This window comes from Flavobacteriales bacterium, assembly GCA_016700415.1.
In the GTDB taxonomy this organism is placed as follows: domain Bacteria; phylum Bacteroidota; class Bacteroidia; order Flavobacteriales_F; family PHOS-HE28; genus PHOS-HE28.
Window position 1 is genome coordinate 633700 of record CP065018.1, and the last position, 16321, is coordinate 650020.

Sequence of the window (16321 nt, forward strand, 5' to 3'; positions counted from 1 at the left end):
ACGACCATGAACGAAGACCGCGGATACGCCCTGATCACCGGAGCCAGCCAAGGCCTTGGGGCCGCCATCGCATTGGAATTGGCGGGGCACGGCTTCGGCGTGCTGCTGGTGGCGCGGTCCGAGGAAGCCTTGCAGAAGGTGGCAGCGGAGGCCGGTGCGCTCAACGGCGGCAGGGCACAAGTGCTCGCGGCCGACCTCTTCACCGCTGACGCCGCCGGGCGCCTGGCGGACCGGGTGAATTCACTGAAGCTGCCGCTGAACTGCATCGTGAACAATGCCGGGCAAGGCCTGTGGGGGCTTTTCGATGCGTTGCCCGTGGAGGACCAACTGCGCATGATGCGGCTGAACATGGACATTCCCGTGGAGTTGACGCACCGACTGCTCCCCACCTTGAAAAAGGCCGAGCGCGCCTACATCCTGAACATCTCCAGCATGACGGCCTATTCCCCCATGGCCACCTTGGCCGTGTATGCCGCGAGCAAGTCCTTCGTGCGCGTTTGGTCCCGTTCGTTGCGGATCGAGCTGAAGAAGGGCCCGGTGACGGTGACCGCGGTCTGCCCGGGAAGCATCATCACGGGCTTCACCCAGCGCGCGGGCATGATGGCGATGGACGACCTCGCACGGAAATTCGGCACCGGACCGGAGCCGGTGGCCAAGAGCGCGGTGAAGGCCATGCTGAAGGGCAAGGCCGAAGTGGTGCCGGGGCTGCTGAACCGCATCACCGCCACGGTGCAGGGCTGGCTTCCCACCGGGGTGAACGAGCGCCTGGCCAGCGGGATCTACCTCAGTCGGCTACCGCAGAAGTAGGCAGACCGGCCTTCCGCAGGATCGCCCCCGCGGCGATCCATGCCAGCCAAGCTGCCGGGACCGCAGCGAGCACGTCCACCGTCCAGTGGACATGCTGCACCAGCACGAGGGAGCCCACCGCCGCCATACAAAAGGCCGCGAACCAGCGTACCGGACCTTTCCGGGCCAGGAGGATCATGATCGTCAGCGTGGCCGTGTGGCCGGAAAAGAACAGGTCCTTCAGAAAAGGTGTGGTTCCCGGATAAAAGACCTGTGTGAACGGATCAACGAGCGGGATGATGCCGGGCGGTGGCTCCAACGTGAAGAGGCTCATGGCGAGCATGCGGAGCAGCAGCATCAGCACATACGCTGACAGACCGTGCAGGATGCGCATGGGCGAGCGCGCCACCGAAGCGATCACGATCACCAACGTACCGTAGATCACCGTGAAGGTGAGATCGGAAACATCTTGCGCCATCCATGCGGCCAATACCGGATCGTGCATCAGGCTGCCAGGCTTGCCTTGGATCCGATCAAAGAAACGCGGGAGCGCAACGGCCACAGCGATGCCCGCAGCAGCAGCCACCAGCAAGGCCCGGGAAAAGGCGGGGATCGCCAACGCCTTGCGCCAGGTCAATGGCGCGTGGTGCCCTGTTGCGGTCATGGTGGCCGAAAGTAGGTGAGACATTTGCTCAACGTTCGCTCGGACAGTGGCTAATTTGCCCCCGTGGAGAACATGCGCATGAAGGACTTTGTCGCGGGGATGAAACAGCGCCCCCTGTTCTGGCTCACGCTGATCGCGCTTTTGCCACGTGTGGTCGCGGCGATCTTCTCGGGCGGCTACTTCGCACAGGACGACCATTTCTTGGTGATCGAGGCGGCACAGAGCTGGGTGGACGGTTTCGACTACAACAATTGGCTGCCGTGGAACCAGGGCGCGGATCCGGTGCCGTCGGGCCACATGATGCTGTATCCGGGATTCCATTTCCTGCTCTTCAAACTGTGCGGTTGGCTGGGCCTTACGGACCCTTCCTGGAAGATGGTGCTGGTGCGGCTGCTCCATGCGCTGTGGAGCTTGATCACGGTGCGGGCGGGCTACCGGATCGCCTTGCGCCTTTCCACACCGGAGGTGGCCTGGCGCTGCGGGCTGTTCCTCGCCTTGTTCTTCTTCATGCCCTTCCTTTCCGTCCGCAACTTGGTGGAGATGGTGAGCATCCCGCCGCTGATGTTGTGCGCATGGTGGTTGATCCGCACCGTCGCGCGGCCCACGTGGAAGGATGCGCTGGTCGCGGGGATGTTCGCCGGGCTAGCGATCGACCTGCGATTCCAGTCGGCCTTCTTCGGCTGCGGCGCGGGCCTCGCCCTCCTGTTGCTGCGCGATGTGCGCGGTGCCGTGCTCTTCGGCGTGGGGATGCTGATCCCCGTGGTGCTGGTACAGGCGGGCATCGACATGTTCATCTGGGGCCGGCCATTCGCGGAGATGACCGAATACGTGCGGTACAACCTGGCCAATTCCACCACTTATTTCGACCAACCGTGGTACAACTACCTGCTGGTGCTGGCGGGGATCTTCATCCCGCCCTTCTCCCTGGCGGTGCTGTTCGGCTTCTTCAAGCGGCCCAAGCCTTTGCTGATCTGGCTCCCGGTGTTCAGCTTCCTCTTCTTCCACTCGCTGTTCCCGAACAAGCAGGAGCGGTTCATCCTCACCATCGTGCCTATGGTGCTGGTCCTCGGCTACACGGTCTGGGAAACGTTCCGGGAAAAAAGCAGCTGGTGGCAGCGCCACCGCGGCCTGTGGCGGGGCGTGCTGGCCTGGACGTGGGCGCTGAACATCGTGCTGTTAGTGCCGTTGTGCTTCAGCTACAGCAAACGGGAACGCGTGGAGGCCATGCTGATGTTGCGCGACCGGCCGGTCCATGGGGTCATCATCGAGGACACCGCTGAACAAGACCCGCCGATGTTGCCGCTGTTCTACCTCGGGCAATGGCATGTCACGCAAAAGGTCCTCACGGACCCTGACGCGGACGTGAAGGCCATCGCGGCCCAGCTCGGCGCGGGGACGGACATGGTGCTGTTCATCGGAAAGGAGCAGTTGGGCAGCCGTGTGAAACATGTGGAGGACGCCTTGGGACCGATGCGGTTGATCGGCCGTGCTGAACCGGGCCTGCTGGACCGTGTGATGCACTGGCTGAACCCGGTGAACCGCAACGTGGTGATCACGATCTATGCCTTTGGAACACCCACTGGGGACTGACTTTTCATAGGACAACGGGCGGGCCGGTAAATTCGCCCCCCATCCAGCATGCTCCCGCTCCACGATCTTGACTTTTCCGTGTTCCTCACCTCCCAAGGGTGGATACAGTTGCTCACGCTTACGGCCTTGGAGATCGTGCTGGGCATCGACAACATCGTAATGATCAGCATCCTCAGCGGCGAGCTGCCCAAGGAGCGGCAGGCGCGCGCACGTCGCCTCGGCCTGGCCTTCGCGCTGATCACCCGGATCTTGCTTTTGCTCACTCTTAGCTGGATGATGCGCTTGGTGGAGCCGCTCTTTCACATCGGCTCCATGCCGTTCACGGGCAAGGACCTTGTACTGATCAGTGGCGGGCTGTTCCTGATCTGGAAGGCCTCGGTGGAGATCTGGCACAAAGTGGAGTTCATCAAGGAGAAGGAAGGTCATTCACGCGCGCCCACCACGTTGGCCCTGGTCGTGTTGCAGATCGTCCTGCTCGACATCGTCTTTTCATTGGACTCCGTGATCACGGCGGTGGGCATGAGCAACGAGCTGCTGATCATGGTGCTGGCCGTGATGATCGCCGTGGTGATCATGCTGCTGGCCGCGGAACTGATCAGCGACTTCGTGAACCGCCATGCCACCGTGAAAGTGCTGGCACTGGCTTTCCTGCTGATGGTCGGTGTGGTCTTGTTCTTGGACGGCTTAGGCCTGCACGTGGACAAGAACTACCTCTATGCGGCCATGGGCTTCTGCGTGCTGGTGGAGTTCCTGAACCTGAGAATGCGGAAGAACGCCAAGCGCCAAGGGCAGGAGGAATAGCCCGTTCAGGTATTGCGTGTCAGTTGTCCCGATGTTCATCGGAAGTTGTCGAGCTGCCCATCGGGCCGCGGCCAGGAGCGCTACGGCAACTGGTCCGTGCGTGTTCCCGTCGGGGTGGTACCGATATTCGATAGCAGCAGGTCCCTGTCGTTCGCGGCACCGGTATACTTCACCGCACCGTCCATGTTCAGGTCCTCCTGGGCTGACCCAATGTAAACTTCCGTGGGAAGGGTGCCGCCAATTCGCACCAGCAGCGGGTCCCGGTCGTTCATCGGTCCGGTGTACCGCAATACGCCGTTGTTGTCCGCATCCCCCGCCCAGAGGCATCGGGAGGTACCGATGAGCGTGGTGGCGTCGCCATCGCCATGGATCGGAACAGTGCCATCGGTCAGGTCGGTCATGGAGCCGATATCGGACAAGGACCGGGCTGTCGCGGTCATGATGCCCAAGTGGTTGCGGTGCCTCAACGCGATAAAATACTGGTCCGCCGGAAGGCCCATGAAGGTGACATCACTGACGCCGTCCACGTCCACGACGGTACCGTTCCTCCGGATCAAGCCTGAACGTGTGGCCAATATGATCGAGGGGTCGTTCTTGTCCCGTAGTTCCACCACTACCCAGTCCACCACGCGTTCCGGACCGGTGACGTCCAGCACGACCTGAGAAGTGGATTCACCACCACCATCGCCATGGTGTACATAGCCCAACGCGCTATAAGGCTCGATCAAAGGCACCAGGTCCGCATCGTTCAATGCGGTGGACATCATGACGGAAGCCGGAACAAAAGGCCCTTGCAACATCGCCTTAAGCCGTACTTCGACCATGGCCGGGGAACCGTTGGGGTCATACCCGTCCATTGCAACGGTGGTGTTGGCGGGATCCAGCCAATCACGTAAGCGGGATGATGGACCGGTGCCTCCATCCCAGTTTTCACTGAATTTGGAACAGTATGATGGGATCGTGGTGGCAGTTTCACAAGTCTGCACCCCCCCTACCATATGCCCCACCACGCGCTTGTTCTGGTCGAAGAGCGGGGCACCACTGGCACCGGACTCCACTATTCCGTTGTACCAGTAGACCTGCCAACAGGGATCTGCTCCACGTCGGCATAGTAGGTGGTCGCCGGCGTGTTAAAGAAGGAGATCTTCTTCACATCGGCCTGCGGATCGAGGATGGTGGCTCCGCTCTGTGGCGGGTTCCCGCTGTTGTCCCATCCGGCATAGTAGGCGTTGAAGCTGGCAGGGGGATCTTCATTGATCTCCATCAGGCAGTAATCGCCATGATAGAGGATGGAGCGCCGCACCGAGCCAGAAAGGGTCTGGGCGGTCTGGCCCGTGTCCCCCACACAGGTCGGGCTTTGGTAGTTGAAGTAGAAGATCCACTGCGATTCAGTGGGCTGGTAGCAATGGTTGGCGATAAGCACGTACGGCGTTCCGTCCTCAGCGGTGTTGTTCAGCAAGGTACCGTTGCAACCGCGGCCGTCCGGCATTACGAACCACAGCGTAGCATGGTTCTGCTGCTGCCAATCCGCGGCAATGGGGCATGCGACATTGTTATGGCACGGCAGGCTTTGATAGCCGGGGTCGAGATCGCGCTCCGATGATGCCTGAGGTGCATGAATGCTGCGCCATGCATGGGTGATGCCGGCCAAATTGATCTGTGCGGGCACCGCACCCGGAGGTTCCTGATATTCGATCGTCACTGCGTCGCCCGGAAGCAAAGCCGTGGCAAATTCCTCATTGGGCTGCCCATTGGCCTGTGTGAACCCGCCCAGAAAACGGGTCCGCCCCTCGTCATAGAGAAAAAGCCGACCGCCCCATGGTAGCCTGAACACGCTGAACTGCACGCTCATCATCACCGCGCCGCTGCTTTTGACCGTGTACCGGCATACCCTTCCCCCATCGGCCGTCGCGTTCCATTGCCCTTGGGCGATCATGTCCACGTTCACCATGCGCTGGATGCCAAATCGGAAGCCCCCGGGGGCGCCTGCTGTATCGGCAGCTGTTGTGGCCGCCACCGGATCCACGGCGCCCAGCTCCGTGGCAGGCCACAAGGCCGCATGTATCGCGGAACCACCCCATCCGATCGGGGCACCACCATGGGCCAGCTGGCCGTAAGCACTGAGCGTAGCGAACGCCAACACGAATGTCAGGGGTCTTATCATCACTCCGGGTTCAGTTTGATAACACCTCTGAAACAGCGCAGGTTCAGCGCGAGGTGATCACGAAGGTAGTCCTGCGGTTCTCCGCCCGACCTTCCTCGGTGGAATTGGAGGCGATGGGCACCGTGGGGCCGTAGCCATTACTGGTGAGCCTGCTGGCCTTGATGCTATGTCCGGTGAGGTATTCCGCCACCGTGAGCGCCCGATCGCGGCTTAGCGTCATGTTGCTCTCCATGTCGCCCACATTGTCCGTATGGCCCTGCACTTCGATCCGTACCGTGGGATTCTCCTTCAGAAAGATGATCAGCTCATCCAGGATGAACCGGCTGGCCCCGGTGATCTCCGCACTGTTGGTGGCATACTTGATGTCGTTGACACGATAGCTCTTGCCCACTTCGATCTTTTCCAACTTCATGTCCGCCTCGGCCACGCCGCCCCGGACCGTATCCTCCAAGCTGTAGGACCGGCTGTCGAACACATGGTCCGGCTTCTTCACAGTGACGATCACATCGGAACCGGCCTTCAAGTTGACCACGGTCGCATAGTGCCCGTCGGCCGGGTCCACCTTCAGCACTTCCGTTTTTCGGGTGTCCATGTACGTGATCGACACCGTGGCGTCCGTCACGGCTTTCCCGGCCTCGTCCTTCACTTCGCCTTTCACGATGAGGATATCCTGCGGTCGGGCCTCCTTGGGCAGATCGATGCCGTAAATATCCAGCCCGCCCACACCACGGAAGCGGCTGCTGGCGAAATAGGCGGTGCGGCCGTCCGCACTTACGATGAGCCCGTGCTCATCCTGCGGGGTATTGATGGGGTTTCCGAGGTTCTTCGGCCGGGACCAGGAGCCGTCGTCATCCAGGCGGCTGTAGAAGATGTCATAGCCCCCGATGCCGCGATGGCCCGCGGCCAGGTCCTCCTTTCCGTTCTCATCCCGTGGGGGACGCGCTGCGAAGTAGAGCGTACGGCTATCACTGTGCATGAAGGGTGCCTTTTCGTCCCCGGCGGTGTTGATCGGTGCGGGCAGGGGTTCCGCCTCGCTCCACTCCCCCTTGTCGTCCCGCTTGCTGCTGAAGATGTCCGTGCCTTGGCTGCCGAGCCGCACGGTGGCGAAATACAACGTACGCCCGTCCGTACTGAGCGAAGGTTGGCTTTCCCATCCGTCGGCCGTGTTGATGTTGGGGCCGAGGTTGGTCAGTTCGCCCCATTCGAAGACCTGCTTCCCGCTGCCGAAATCCATGTGCGTGTCGTAGTGGGTGCGGAAGATGTCGCAGTTCTTGTACTCAGTGGTCACCGGCGTACACACGGTAACGAAAAGCTCCTTGTTGTTCAGGCTCACGCTGACGCCCCCATAGCTGGCCCCGGTATTGAACGGGGCCGGCAAGGCTTCGCCATTGTCAAAGTCGTCCTTCACGCTGGCGCGTCGGGTCTCTGTCAGTTCTTCCACATCGAGCGGAAAACGGTCGCCCTTTGCTTGGTACTTGCTGAGGCGGGTGAAGAAGAGCAGTTCATTGTCCGGGGAGAACATGGGCAGGTATTCATCAGCCGGGGTGCTCACGCCGACTAAAACCTTGGGTTCCAGCGGGCGTGAATTCTTGTAGAAGTCCGTGTAAAACGCCAGCTCCGGCAAGAGCTGTTCCACCTCTGCGGTCTCACGGTCCACATCGGGGCTCATCTTGGCGGGGTCGTCCGAAGAAAAATCCAAGAACTTCCGGAAGGCCGCGGAGGCATCGGCGAACCGGTCCTGCGCGTAGTACATGTTGCCGAGGTAGTAGTACAGCTCGCTGTGGTATTCCGGGCAGCGTTCCTTCAATTCCTCGAGGTACTTGATGCTGGTGTTGAAGCTTCCCGCACCGGCCTTGGCGCGCTGGTAGGCACTTTCGCCGGTACGGTAGAGGCATTCCGTGCATTCCGGCCGGTCCTCCAGCAACGCTTTCAGCTTTTGATGGCGGTCTGTCGGGTTCTTGGTGGACGAAGCATCGTCCAACTGCTTCAACACTTTTTTGTCGGTGGGCCGGTCGCATGGCCCTCCTTCATCTTCGTCTTGCGCCCAAATGCTCGTGACGGAGAACAGGGTGACCAGCACATAGACCATGCTTCGCAACGCCATGGTATTCCATCTCATTCCACCCTTCATTCCGACATGAAACCTACACAACTGCATCTACTTCCTAAAACCCGGCCCAAGGTTACTTCACGGTGGTGTTGGTGTTCTCCGCTTTCTGGATCAAGGCGTCCCCTTGCTTTCCGGCTGCGTCCACAATGCTATTGGCCCGCTTATCCGCCTCGGCGATGAACTTCTGTTCCTGTTCATCAGCGGCTTTCTTCGCTTTGTCCGCCGCGATCTTGGCACCGGCCTTGGCCAACGGATTGGTCGTCTGGTTCACCAGGTCGTCCGCCGCTTTGTAGCCCTGTGCCTTCACATTGGCCGCCTCGCTGCGGGCCTTGGCCTTGATGTCATCCGCCTGCTTCTGTGCTTCCGCCAACAGTTTGGCCGCCTCATCGCGTGCGCGTGCAATGGCGTCCGCCTTCACTTTGTCGATCTGCTCGTTCACCTGTGCCTTCACCTCTTCGATCACCGTCTCCTTCAGGTTGCTGCCACCGCCACCGAACACGGGTTTCACCACGGGCTTGTCCACCGTGCCGGTGATCCTCGCCGTGAGGTCCAGCTCCTTCGGCAGTTTCGCATCGGTGCCGACCGCACGGTTCAACTGGCCCAGCAGTCCGCTCACCAATTGGCCGGCGTTTGCTCCGAACATGTCCGTGGGTACCTTGGCCTTCATGGTATAATCGATGGCCTGATCAGCAAATGCCGTACTGCCGCCCACGTTCGCCGTAAGCCTGTCGATCTTCACATCGAACGGCTTGGTGATCATCTTGCCGTCCTGGATCTCATAGCTGAAGTCCACGTTCGCCAATTCCACCTTCGAGAGCTGTGGCATCTTCAGCACATTGCTGATCTCAACCAGCGGCTTGAAGCCTTCGATGGTGACGTTCTTCGTCCGGAGCGTCCCCTTTCCGACCAACGAGCCCATCACCGGGGACATCCGCTGGTCCAGATCACCCGCCAATTGCAGCGTGGTCGTCACGCTGCCTAAGCAGTTCTTGGCGATCGGGGCCATCTTCTGGATCATCTCAACGCCGTCCACCATCTGCTTGATGTCCATGTCCTTCACCGCGAGGTCCATGTCGAACTTCGGTTTGGCCTTGTCCTGTGTGCTGTAGGAGCCGTCCATCCCCACCCTGCCTTCGAAGAGGTTGAAGCCGAGCCCGCGCATGTCCACACGCTCATCATGCACATGCAACGCGCCCTTGGCATCGGTCAGGGTCAGATTGTCGTAAAGCACTTTCTTCCCGGCGGCGTTCAGGGTGAAGTCGATGTTGTTCGGTATTTCCACAACGCCCGTTGCGGAGGTGTCCGCAGGTGTGGTGGCGGTGGACGTTACATCGGACGGCCCCATGAGTTCGTTCAGGTCGAAAAGGTTGCTGCTCACGTTGAAGGTGCCGGTGAGCGCACTGTCCTTCAGCCACCATTGCAGGTAATTGTCCATGCGGCCATTGGCCGCGATGTCGCTCTTGCCCACCGTGCCATCGAAGCTGGTGAGGGCGAGGAATTTCGGGCTGAAGTCCAGCACCAAGCCGTTGATGCCCACGGTGTACGGCAGTGAGTCGCTCTTGTAGGTCATTCCGCTGAGGGCGAGCTGCCCTTCCGCCTTGAACTTCTCATAACGCTGGGCTTCCACATCGCTCATGCGCCCGGCCATTTTCACATCGGCGTTCACCTTGCCGACGAGATCGTCCCCCTTCGCCAAGGGCACCACCTTCTTCACGCTGGCCAGGTCGAGGTCGGCCTTCAGCGCTGCGTCCACGTTGGGGTCGCTGATGGGCGTACTGAGGTGCATGCGCGCCTCCACGGGTGGTGATCTCATTGTAGGTACCCTTCACATAGCCGCTGAAGGCCGCCTTGCCGCTCAGGTCCACGCCCTTCATGTCGCTGGCAAACTCAGCGGGGACAAGCGAGAGCAACGCGCCGATGTCGTTCTTCTTCATGTTCCACTTCAGGTCCATGTCGATGTCGTCGTGCGGCATGGCGACCCAGCCGTCCAGGCCGAGGGCAAGCTGGTTCACCTTGATGTCGTTGTCCTTGAAAGTGAATTTCATGTTCGGCATGTCCATGTCCAGATCGGCGGTGATGTCGGCCTTCACGTTCTTCAGGTACTTCACGCCGTCGTACACCACGGTCACGCTGTCGGCGACGGTCTTGGTGCTGAGGGTGAAGAGGTCCTGCGTGAAGTCCCCTTTGCCCGTGTGGTCCACGCCACGGAAGTCCATCAGCATGGGAAAGCTTTCGTCATCGTAGATGATGTGCCCCTTGGCGATGCTGTACTTCTTCAGCGCCACATTGAACTTGGTGGTGGATGTGTCCACCGATCCGAGTTCTGCGATAGTACTGTCAGGAATGGCGATGTCCCAGTTCGCACGGCCGTCCTTCAGCACCTTCACATCGATGACCGGCCTGTCCAACGCGACGTTCTGGATCTGGATCTGGTCGCCGAAGAGGCTCATGAGCCCGATCGTGACGCGCACTTCGCCGATGTCTGCCAAACAGATGCCTTCGAAGGGTGCCTTGTTGCAAACGCGGACATTATCCACGGAAACGGAGGCATTCGGGAAGCTGCGGATGATGCCGATATCCCAATCGCCCCACTCCACCGTGGCATTGACGCTCTCATTCACCTGCTTTTTCACGGCTGCCTCGATCTTGCCCTTGTATAGGATGGGGATGAGGACCGCTGCCACCAGAAGCAGGGCAATGAGGATCCCGATAACGATGAGTATGCGTTTGGTCAACTTGGCCATGTTCTACTGCTTTTGGATCAGGTGGTATGGATGCCGACGGGGCATGCAAAGACCATGCACTAACGGAACTGCCCCGCAAAGATCATGCGGCTTCGAGCTTTTCCTTGTCCATGAACAGTTTTTCACCTTGGGAGTGCGCCACCACGGAGCAAACGGCGGCATCGCCGGTCACGTTCACCACGGTCCGCATCATGTCCAATGGGCGGTCAATGGTGAAGACGATGGCCACCCAGGCGGGATCGAGGCCAAGTGAGGAAAGCACCACCACCATCAGCATCATGCCACCGCTGGGGATCGCGGCCGCGCCGATGCTGGCCAAGGTGGCCGTGAGCACGATGGTGAGCTGCTGCCCCAAAGTGAGGTCCACCATGTGCAGTTGGGCCAGGAAGATCACCGCCACCGCCTGCATTAAGCTGGTGCCGTCCATGTTCACCGTGGCGCCCACAGGCAGTACGAACCCCGCCGTGGCCTTGCTTACGCCGATGTTCTCCTCCACGCAACGGATGGTGGCCGGCAGGGTGGCCGCACTGCTGCTGGTGCTGAAGGCGAGCAACTGGGCGGGACTGATCGCGCGCAGGAAATCCTTGTATACGTTCCTCCGCATCAACAAACTCATCATCGCGGGGTAGATCACCACCACGATCAGCGCCAGCCCGAGCACAATGGTGAGCGCATAGCCCACCAATCCCTTGAACAGTTCGCCCACGGCGGCGATGTCATCACCCGCCATGCGCGCCACCACCCCGGTCATCAATGCGAAGACGAACCACGGCGCGGCCAGCATGATCACGTCCACCATCTTGATGAACACCTCATTGCAGGCGTTCATGAAGGTGTTCAACGGGGTGGCGTGCTTGGGGTCGACCAAGAGCAGCATGATGCCGAAGAGGATGGCGAAGAAGATCACCTGCAACATCCGCATCTCAGTGAGGCTCTCGAAGATGTTGCCCGGCACGATGTCCACTAGGAACTGCAAAGGCCCCGCCTCTTTTCTAAGCTCAGCGGTGGCGCCGGCGGCCTTGGTCCATTCGTTCGGCATGGTGGTTCCCCGGACAGCGGCTATGGAATCGCGGAGCGCGCTGTTGGCGGGCTCACAGGCCAAGCACTTTCCGTCCAATGGCACTTGTACCTCCGCGGTCTCCTGCACCCATAACTCGTAGTTGATCCGGTTCGCGACCCGCTTGTCATCATCCCCCCACTCACCGGGCTTGATCGTGTTCACGAGCACCAAGCCCAAGGAAACGGCCATTACGGTGGTGAGGAGATAGAGGCCCAAAGTCCGCAGCCCGAGCGAACCCAATCGTCGCACCTCACCCATGCTGGCCACGCCGGTGATGATGCTGAAGAGAACCAAGGGCACCGCGACCAGCTTGAGTAGGTTGACGAAGATCTTGCCGAACGGATCTATCCAATCCAGGTTGAAGCGGCTCCAGCCCATGAAGCTGCTCAGGAGCGCCCACAGCACACCTGCCGCCATACCGAGCAGAATGCGGACGTGAAGCGGTAATTTCATCGGGCTGCTCGGGGAACGGACGTGGGCCGGCTTACAGTTCGGTGTTCACCGACCAGATCTGTTCGCTGATGCTTTGTCCGTTCTTGAAGTAGAAGGTGCCCCACTTGGCGATCACCTTGCTGTACTCATCGGCCTTGTTGCCCTGCACCACCACACGCCGGATGATGACCTTGTTCCCCTCGGTATAGCTTTCCTCGGTGACACCCTGCTGATACTGCGAAGCCAGCTCATTGCGGTTGTAGTCCGCATAGGAGCGCTGCTTATCTGTGGGGATGTTGTCGATGCGGACCTTCTCGTTCAGGGCCCTGTCATGCGCCCCCGAAATGAGCTGCTTCTCCCGTGCTTCACGATTCTGCTTCATCAGCTCTACCTGCTCCCGTTGGCGGTCGCCCGAGGCATTGCCCCTGATATTAAACACGGCTAATTGATCTTCCTGCTGAAGCGCTTGGTCGCGGGCGGCATTGGTCCGCTCCATGCCCGCCTGTGCTTTATCGTCCAACTGCGAGGTCCAGCTTTGTTGCTGCTCCCTGACGGTATTCACATTGCTAGTATGTTCTTCTTGCCGGGCCGTGGCCATCTGCTGGATGTCCGTCTGTTTCGCGGAGGTCGCTTCCATGGCCTGTTCACTGTCCTGTCTGCCCTTCTCCTGCAGTTCCTTCTTCCGCTGGGCCAAGGATTCCCGGAAGGCCTCCACCTCTTCAGCGTTGCGTTTGCGCATCTCCTCACTGCCGCGGTACAGCTCTTCGGAGCTGGCCATATAGTCCTTGTTTTGGTGCGCCGCGTCTTCCTGCCGTTGCTCGGCTTTGGCAGCATTATCCTCTTCCTGTTGCCGCACCAATTGCTGTAGGCGCTTGATCCGGCCGTACTTCTCCACTTCCTCGCGTTCCCGCGCCTCGCGCATGAACTCTTCCGCCTCCTGTTCCTTACGGTTGTCGGCCGTACTGGTCTGGGGAGACGGTGGCGGGGCCTCGTTGGCTTGTTGCTCGGCCAGTTCACGCTCCCGTCTCAAGCGCTCCTGCTCAGCGAGCATCATGTCGATCTGGTCGATCTTCACCTGTGGATAGGTCTCCTTGGGCTTAATGTCCATGGCCTGTGTGTAGAGGCTGCGCGCGGAGGGATAATCCTTGTCGGCCATGGCATTGTCGGCGTCAAGGACCGTCTGTGCATATCGGTCATCCAACGCTTTCTGCCCTTCCCGTTGCTGCCGGGCACGGTCCAAAGCCGCCCGCGCGGAATCTGCGGCCGCAGCTTCCCTTCGCAGGCGTTCCTCCTCGGCCAAGCGGTCCCGTTCGGCCGCAGTAGCTGAAGCTTGCTTTGCCTTCAGTTGGTCAGCAATGGCCTGATCGATGGCTTTGAGACGGTCATTCGGATATTTCTCATTTGGTTTCACACCGAGCGCCTCGGTATAACCTTCGCGGGCCGGGTCATATGCCTTCCTGTCGAAAGCCGCGTCCGCCTTGGCGATGGCCTGGTCATAACGGGCTTGAACATCCGCCTTGCTGTTGCGCTCCGCCGCCAGCCGTGCCCTTTCCTCCGCCTCCCGCGCCGCTTTCAGGCTGTCGGCCTCCGCTTTCAACCGGGCCTCTTCCGCCAGCCGGGCCTGCTCGGCGGCATCCTTTGCCGCCTTCAAGCTGTCCGCGGCGGCCATTTTGGCTTTCAGGGCAACAATGGCAGCCAACTGGTCATTGGGATATTTCTCCCCCGGCTTCACCTCCAAAGCTGAGGTATAGCCACTGGTCGCTGCATCATAGGCTTGGCCCTTGAAGTCCTTGTCCGCCTGGGCGATCAGGCCCGCGTATTGTTTGTCCTTTTCCTGCTTCTCGCGTTCCAAGCGCTCTTTCTCGGCCTGCTCCTTCGCCTTGGCATCCAGCAGCTCATTGATCGTCGCGATGCGGTCCTTCGGATATTGTTCGTCCGGTTTCAACTGCGAGGCGTTCTTGTAATCGTTCAAGGCATCGCTGTTCTTCTTGGTATCGAAATTCTTGTCCGCACTGGTGATCAACGCCGTGTACTTGGCGTCCAGTTCATCCTTCTTGCGCTTTTCCTCCGCTTGCCGGGCCAATTCGGCCAACTTGGCGTCGATCTCCACGATCCGCTCCTTCGGGTGCGCCTCATCGGGCTTCACCCCTGATGCTTCCTGAAATTTGGCTTTGGCATCCTCGTATTTCGCAGCCGTGAACAGACCCTCTGCCTTATCCACGAGAGCTTGGTACTTCGCATCCAGTTCCTTGGCCTTCTTCTCCGCCTCCGCCTTTGCCGCGTTATCCGCTATGGCCTTGTAGATCGCCTTCAACTGATCCGCCGGATATTTCTCCTTCGGCTTCAGGACCAGGGCTTCGTTGTATTTCTTTTTCGCCCCTTCGTAGTCGGTGCTTAGGAACGAAGCATCGGCAGCGGTGATGGCCGCCTGATACTGATCGTCCAGCTCCTTGGCTTTTTTGTCCGCTTCGGCCTTGGCGGCCAGATCCGCCAGCTTCTTGTCAATGGCCACCAACTGGCCCGCCGGGTACTTCTCCTTCGGCTTCAGGACCAGTGCTTCGTTGTACTTCGCCTTGGCCTCATCGTAGTTGGCGCCTTGGAAAGCGGCATCAGCGGCGGTGATGGCGGCTTGATACTGCACGTCCAGCTCCTTCGCCTGCTTGTCCACTTCGGCCTTGGCGGCCAGTTCCGCCAGCTTTTGGTCGATGGCCTTCAGTTGGTCGGCCGGATATTTCTCGTTCGACTTAAGGCCCAGTGCCTCGTTGTACTTCGCCTTGGCGGCATCATAAGTGGCGGCCTTGAAGGCGGCATCACCGGCCTTGATGGCGGCATTGTACTGGTCGTCCAGCTCCTTGGCCTTCTTGTCCTCTTCGGCCTTCTTGGCCAGCTCGTCCAGCTTGGCGGCGATCGCGGCTAATTGCTGCGGCGGGTACTTCTCGTCCGGTTTCAACCCGGCGGCCTCGGTGAATTTTCCCTTGGCGTCCTCGTATTTGGCGGCCTTGAAGGCGGCATCGCCAGCAGCAACGGCAGCATTGAACTTATCGTTTCGCTCCTTGGTCTTTTTGTCGGCCTCCGCCTTGGCGGCCAGGTCGGCGATGAAAGCATCGCACTCCTTGATCTTCTGTTTTGGGTAGGCTTCCTGATCTTTCAACCCCGAGGCCTCCGCGTACTTGGCCTTGGCATCCTCGTAGCTCTTCTTACCGAACAGGCCGTCCGCTGTCTTGATCAGGTCGGCGTACTGTTGTTCCTTCTTTTCCGCCGCGAGCAGCTCGTTCACCTTCATCTGCGCATCGCTGAGCTTCGCGGTGGCGATAGGGTCCCCCGCCTTCAGGCCCAAGGCTTCCGTATAGTTCTGCACGGCTTTCTTGTAGTCCTTTGATGCCATGGCGGCGTTGCCTTGGTCCATCAACTTGTTGAACTGCTCGTCGGCATTGGCCTCCCGCTTTTTCTTGTCGTCGTATTCCTTCAGCAACCGCGCCATCTCCGAGCGGATCTGCTCGGTATACTCGAGGTCCCACGCCAGCATGTGGGTCGTGGGGTCGTACTTGGACTTGCCGATGGGCTGTTGCAGCAGCTTGAAATCGATGCCCGGGATGTCCTGGAAAAGCGTCATCTCCACGTTCATCGCCAAGCCGCCCACACGGTCCTCCTCCGGGATGCTGCGCGTATTGATGGCGACGTTCTTGCCCACCATGCCGGGTTTGTCGAAGAGCAGCTTGTATTCGTAGCCGTAATCCAGATTGAACTCGTACTTGCCGTTGGCGCTGGTGACGACCGAGGAGAGTTTGACGCCGTCCTTGAAGACGGTGACGTTGATGCCATCCAACTTCTTTGAGGTGTTGTAGTCCTTCACCGTGCCGTAGACGTACACGTTGTCGATCTGCGCACTGGCGTACAGACCGGAGCACAGCAGCAGCAGCACGAGGAACGTTCGGAGCGGGCGAAGAAAGGGGGATGCGGCCATGCAGGG

General features: G+C 60.0%; 10 protein-coding genes. 3 read left to right on the forward strand and 7 right to left on the reverse strand.

Annotation, left to right across the window (positions count from 1 at the left end):
• Nucleotides 1–6 precede the first annotated feature (6 nt).
• Nucleotides 7–807, forward strand: a complete 801-nt coding sequence (locus tag IPP95_02540) for an SDR family NAD(P)-dependent oxidoreductase (GenBank protein QQS73125.1) — start codon at nt 7–9, stop codon at nt 805–807.
• On the opposite strand, the gene IPP95_02545 is transcribed toward IPP95_02540, so the two are convergent.
• Nucleotides 785–1450 (reverse strand): hypothetical protein, encoded by a 666-nt coding sequence (locus tag IPP95_02545; GenBank protein ID QQS73126.1) that lies wholly within the window; start codon nt 1448–1450, stop codon nt 785–787. The two genes, IPP95_02540 and IPP95_02545, sit on opposite strands and share 23 nt — an antisense overlap.
• Before the next feature lie 63 nt (nt 1451–1513).
• On the opposite strand from IPP95_02545, the gene IPP95_02550 reads away from it, so the two are divergent.
• Entirely contained in the window at nt 1514–3040 is a 1527-nt protein-coding gene (locus IPP95_02550; GenBank protein QQS73127.1) for a glycosyltransferase family 39 protein, read from the forward strand.
• A 48-nt stretch (nt 3041–3088) separates the two neighbouring features.
• Nucleotides 3089–3841, forward strand: a complete 753-nt coding sequence (locus tag IPP95_02555) for a TerC family protein (GenBank protein QQS73128.1) — start codon at nt 3089–3091, stop codon at nt 3839–3841.
• 80 nt (nt 3842–3921) lie between these two features.
• Here IPP95_02555 and IPP95_02560 read toward each other — a convergent pair whose 3' ends face one another.
• From IPP95_02560 to IPP95_02585, 6 genes are all read right to left on the reverse strand, one after another.
• The gene (locus IPP95_02560; GenBank protein ID QQS73129.1) at nt 3922–4899 is read right to left on the reverse strand and encodes a hypothetical protein; all 978 of its coding nucleotides are present in this window, start codon (nt 4897–4899) and stop codon (nt 3922–3924) included.
• Nucleotides 4899–6005 carry a hypothetical protein gene (locus IPP95_02565; protein ID QQS73130.1) on the reverse strand — a complete coding sequence of 369 codons (1107 nt, stop codon included), beginning with the start codon at nt 6003–6005 and terminating at the stop codon, nt 4899–4901. The genes IPP95_02560 and IPP95_02565 overlap by 1 nt, the downstream gene beginning before the upstream one ends.
• A gap of 43 nt (nt 6006–6048) precedes the next feature.
• A complete protein-coding gene (locus IPP95_02570) occupies nt 6049–8124 on the reverse strand; it encodes a PD40 domain-containing protein (protein ID QQS73131.1) in 2076 nt (691 codons plus the stop codon).
• A 64-nt stretch (nt 8125–8188) separates the two neighbouring features.
• A complete protein-coding gene (locus tag IPP95_02575; GenBank protein QQS73132.1) occupies nt 8189–9928 on the reverse strand; it encodes a hypothetical protein in 1740 nt (579 codons plus the stop codon).
• A gap of 1013 nt (nt 9929–10941) precedes the next feature.
• Complete coding sequence (locus IPP95_02580; protein QQS73133.1) at nt 10942–12372, reverse strand: dicarboxylate/amino acid:cation symporter; 1431 nt, start codon at nt 12370–12372, stop codon at nt 10942–10944.
• Nucleotides 12373–12403: 31 nt separating this feature from the next.
• A complete protein-coding gene (locus IPP95_02585; protein QQS73134.1) occupies nt 12404–16315 on the reverse strand; it encodes a hypothetical protein in 3912 nt (1303 codons plus the stop codon).
• Nucleotides 16316–16321 lie beyond the last annotated feature (6 nt).

Coding starts and splice junctions, on each gene's coding strand:
- IPP95_02540 (QQS73125.1), top strand. CDS start 7: ATGAACGAAGACCGCGGATACGCCCTGATCACCGGAGCCAGCCAAGGC.
- IPP95_02545 (QQS73126.1), bottom strand. CDS start 1,450: ATGACCGCAACAGGGCACCACGCGCCATTGACCTGGCGCAAGGCGTTG.
- IPP95_02555 (QQS73128.1), top strand. CDS start 3,089: ATGCTCCCGCTCCACGATCTTGACTTTTCCGTGTTCCTCACCTCCCAA.
- IPP95_02565 (QQS73130.1), bottom strand. CDS start 6,005: ATGATAAGACCCCTGACATTCGTGTTGGCGTTCGCTACGCTCAGTGCT.
- IPP95_02570 (QQS73131.1), bottom strand. CDS start 8,124: ATGAGATGGAATACCATGGCGTTGCGAAGCATGGTCTATGTGCTGGTC.
- IPP95_02575 (QQS73132.1), bottom strand. CDS start 9,928: ATGAGATCACCACCCGTGGAGGCGCGCATGCACCTCAGTACGCCCATC.
- IPP95_02580 (QQS73133.1), bottom strand. CDS start 12,372: ATGAAATTACCGCTTCACGTCCGCATTCTGCTCGGTATGGCGGCAGGT.
- IPP95_02585 (QQS73134.1), bottom strand. CDS start 16,315: ATGGCCGCATCCCCCTTTCTTCGCCCGCTCCGAACGTTCCTCGTGCTG.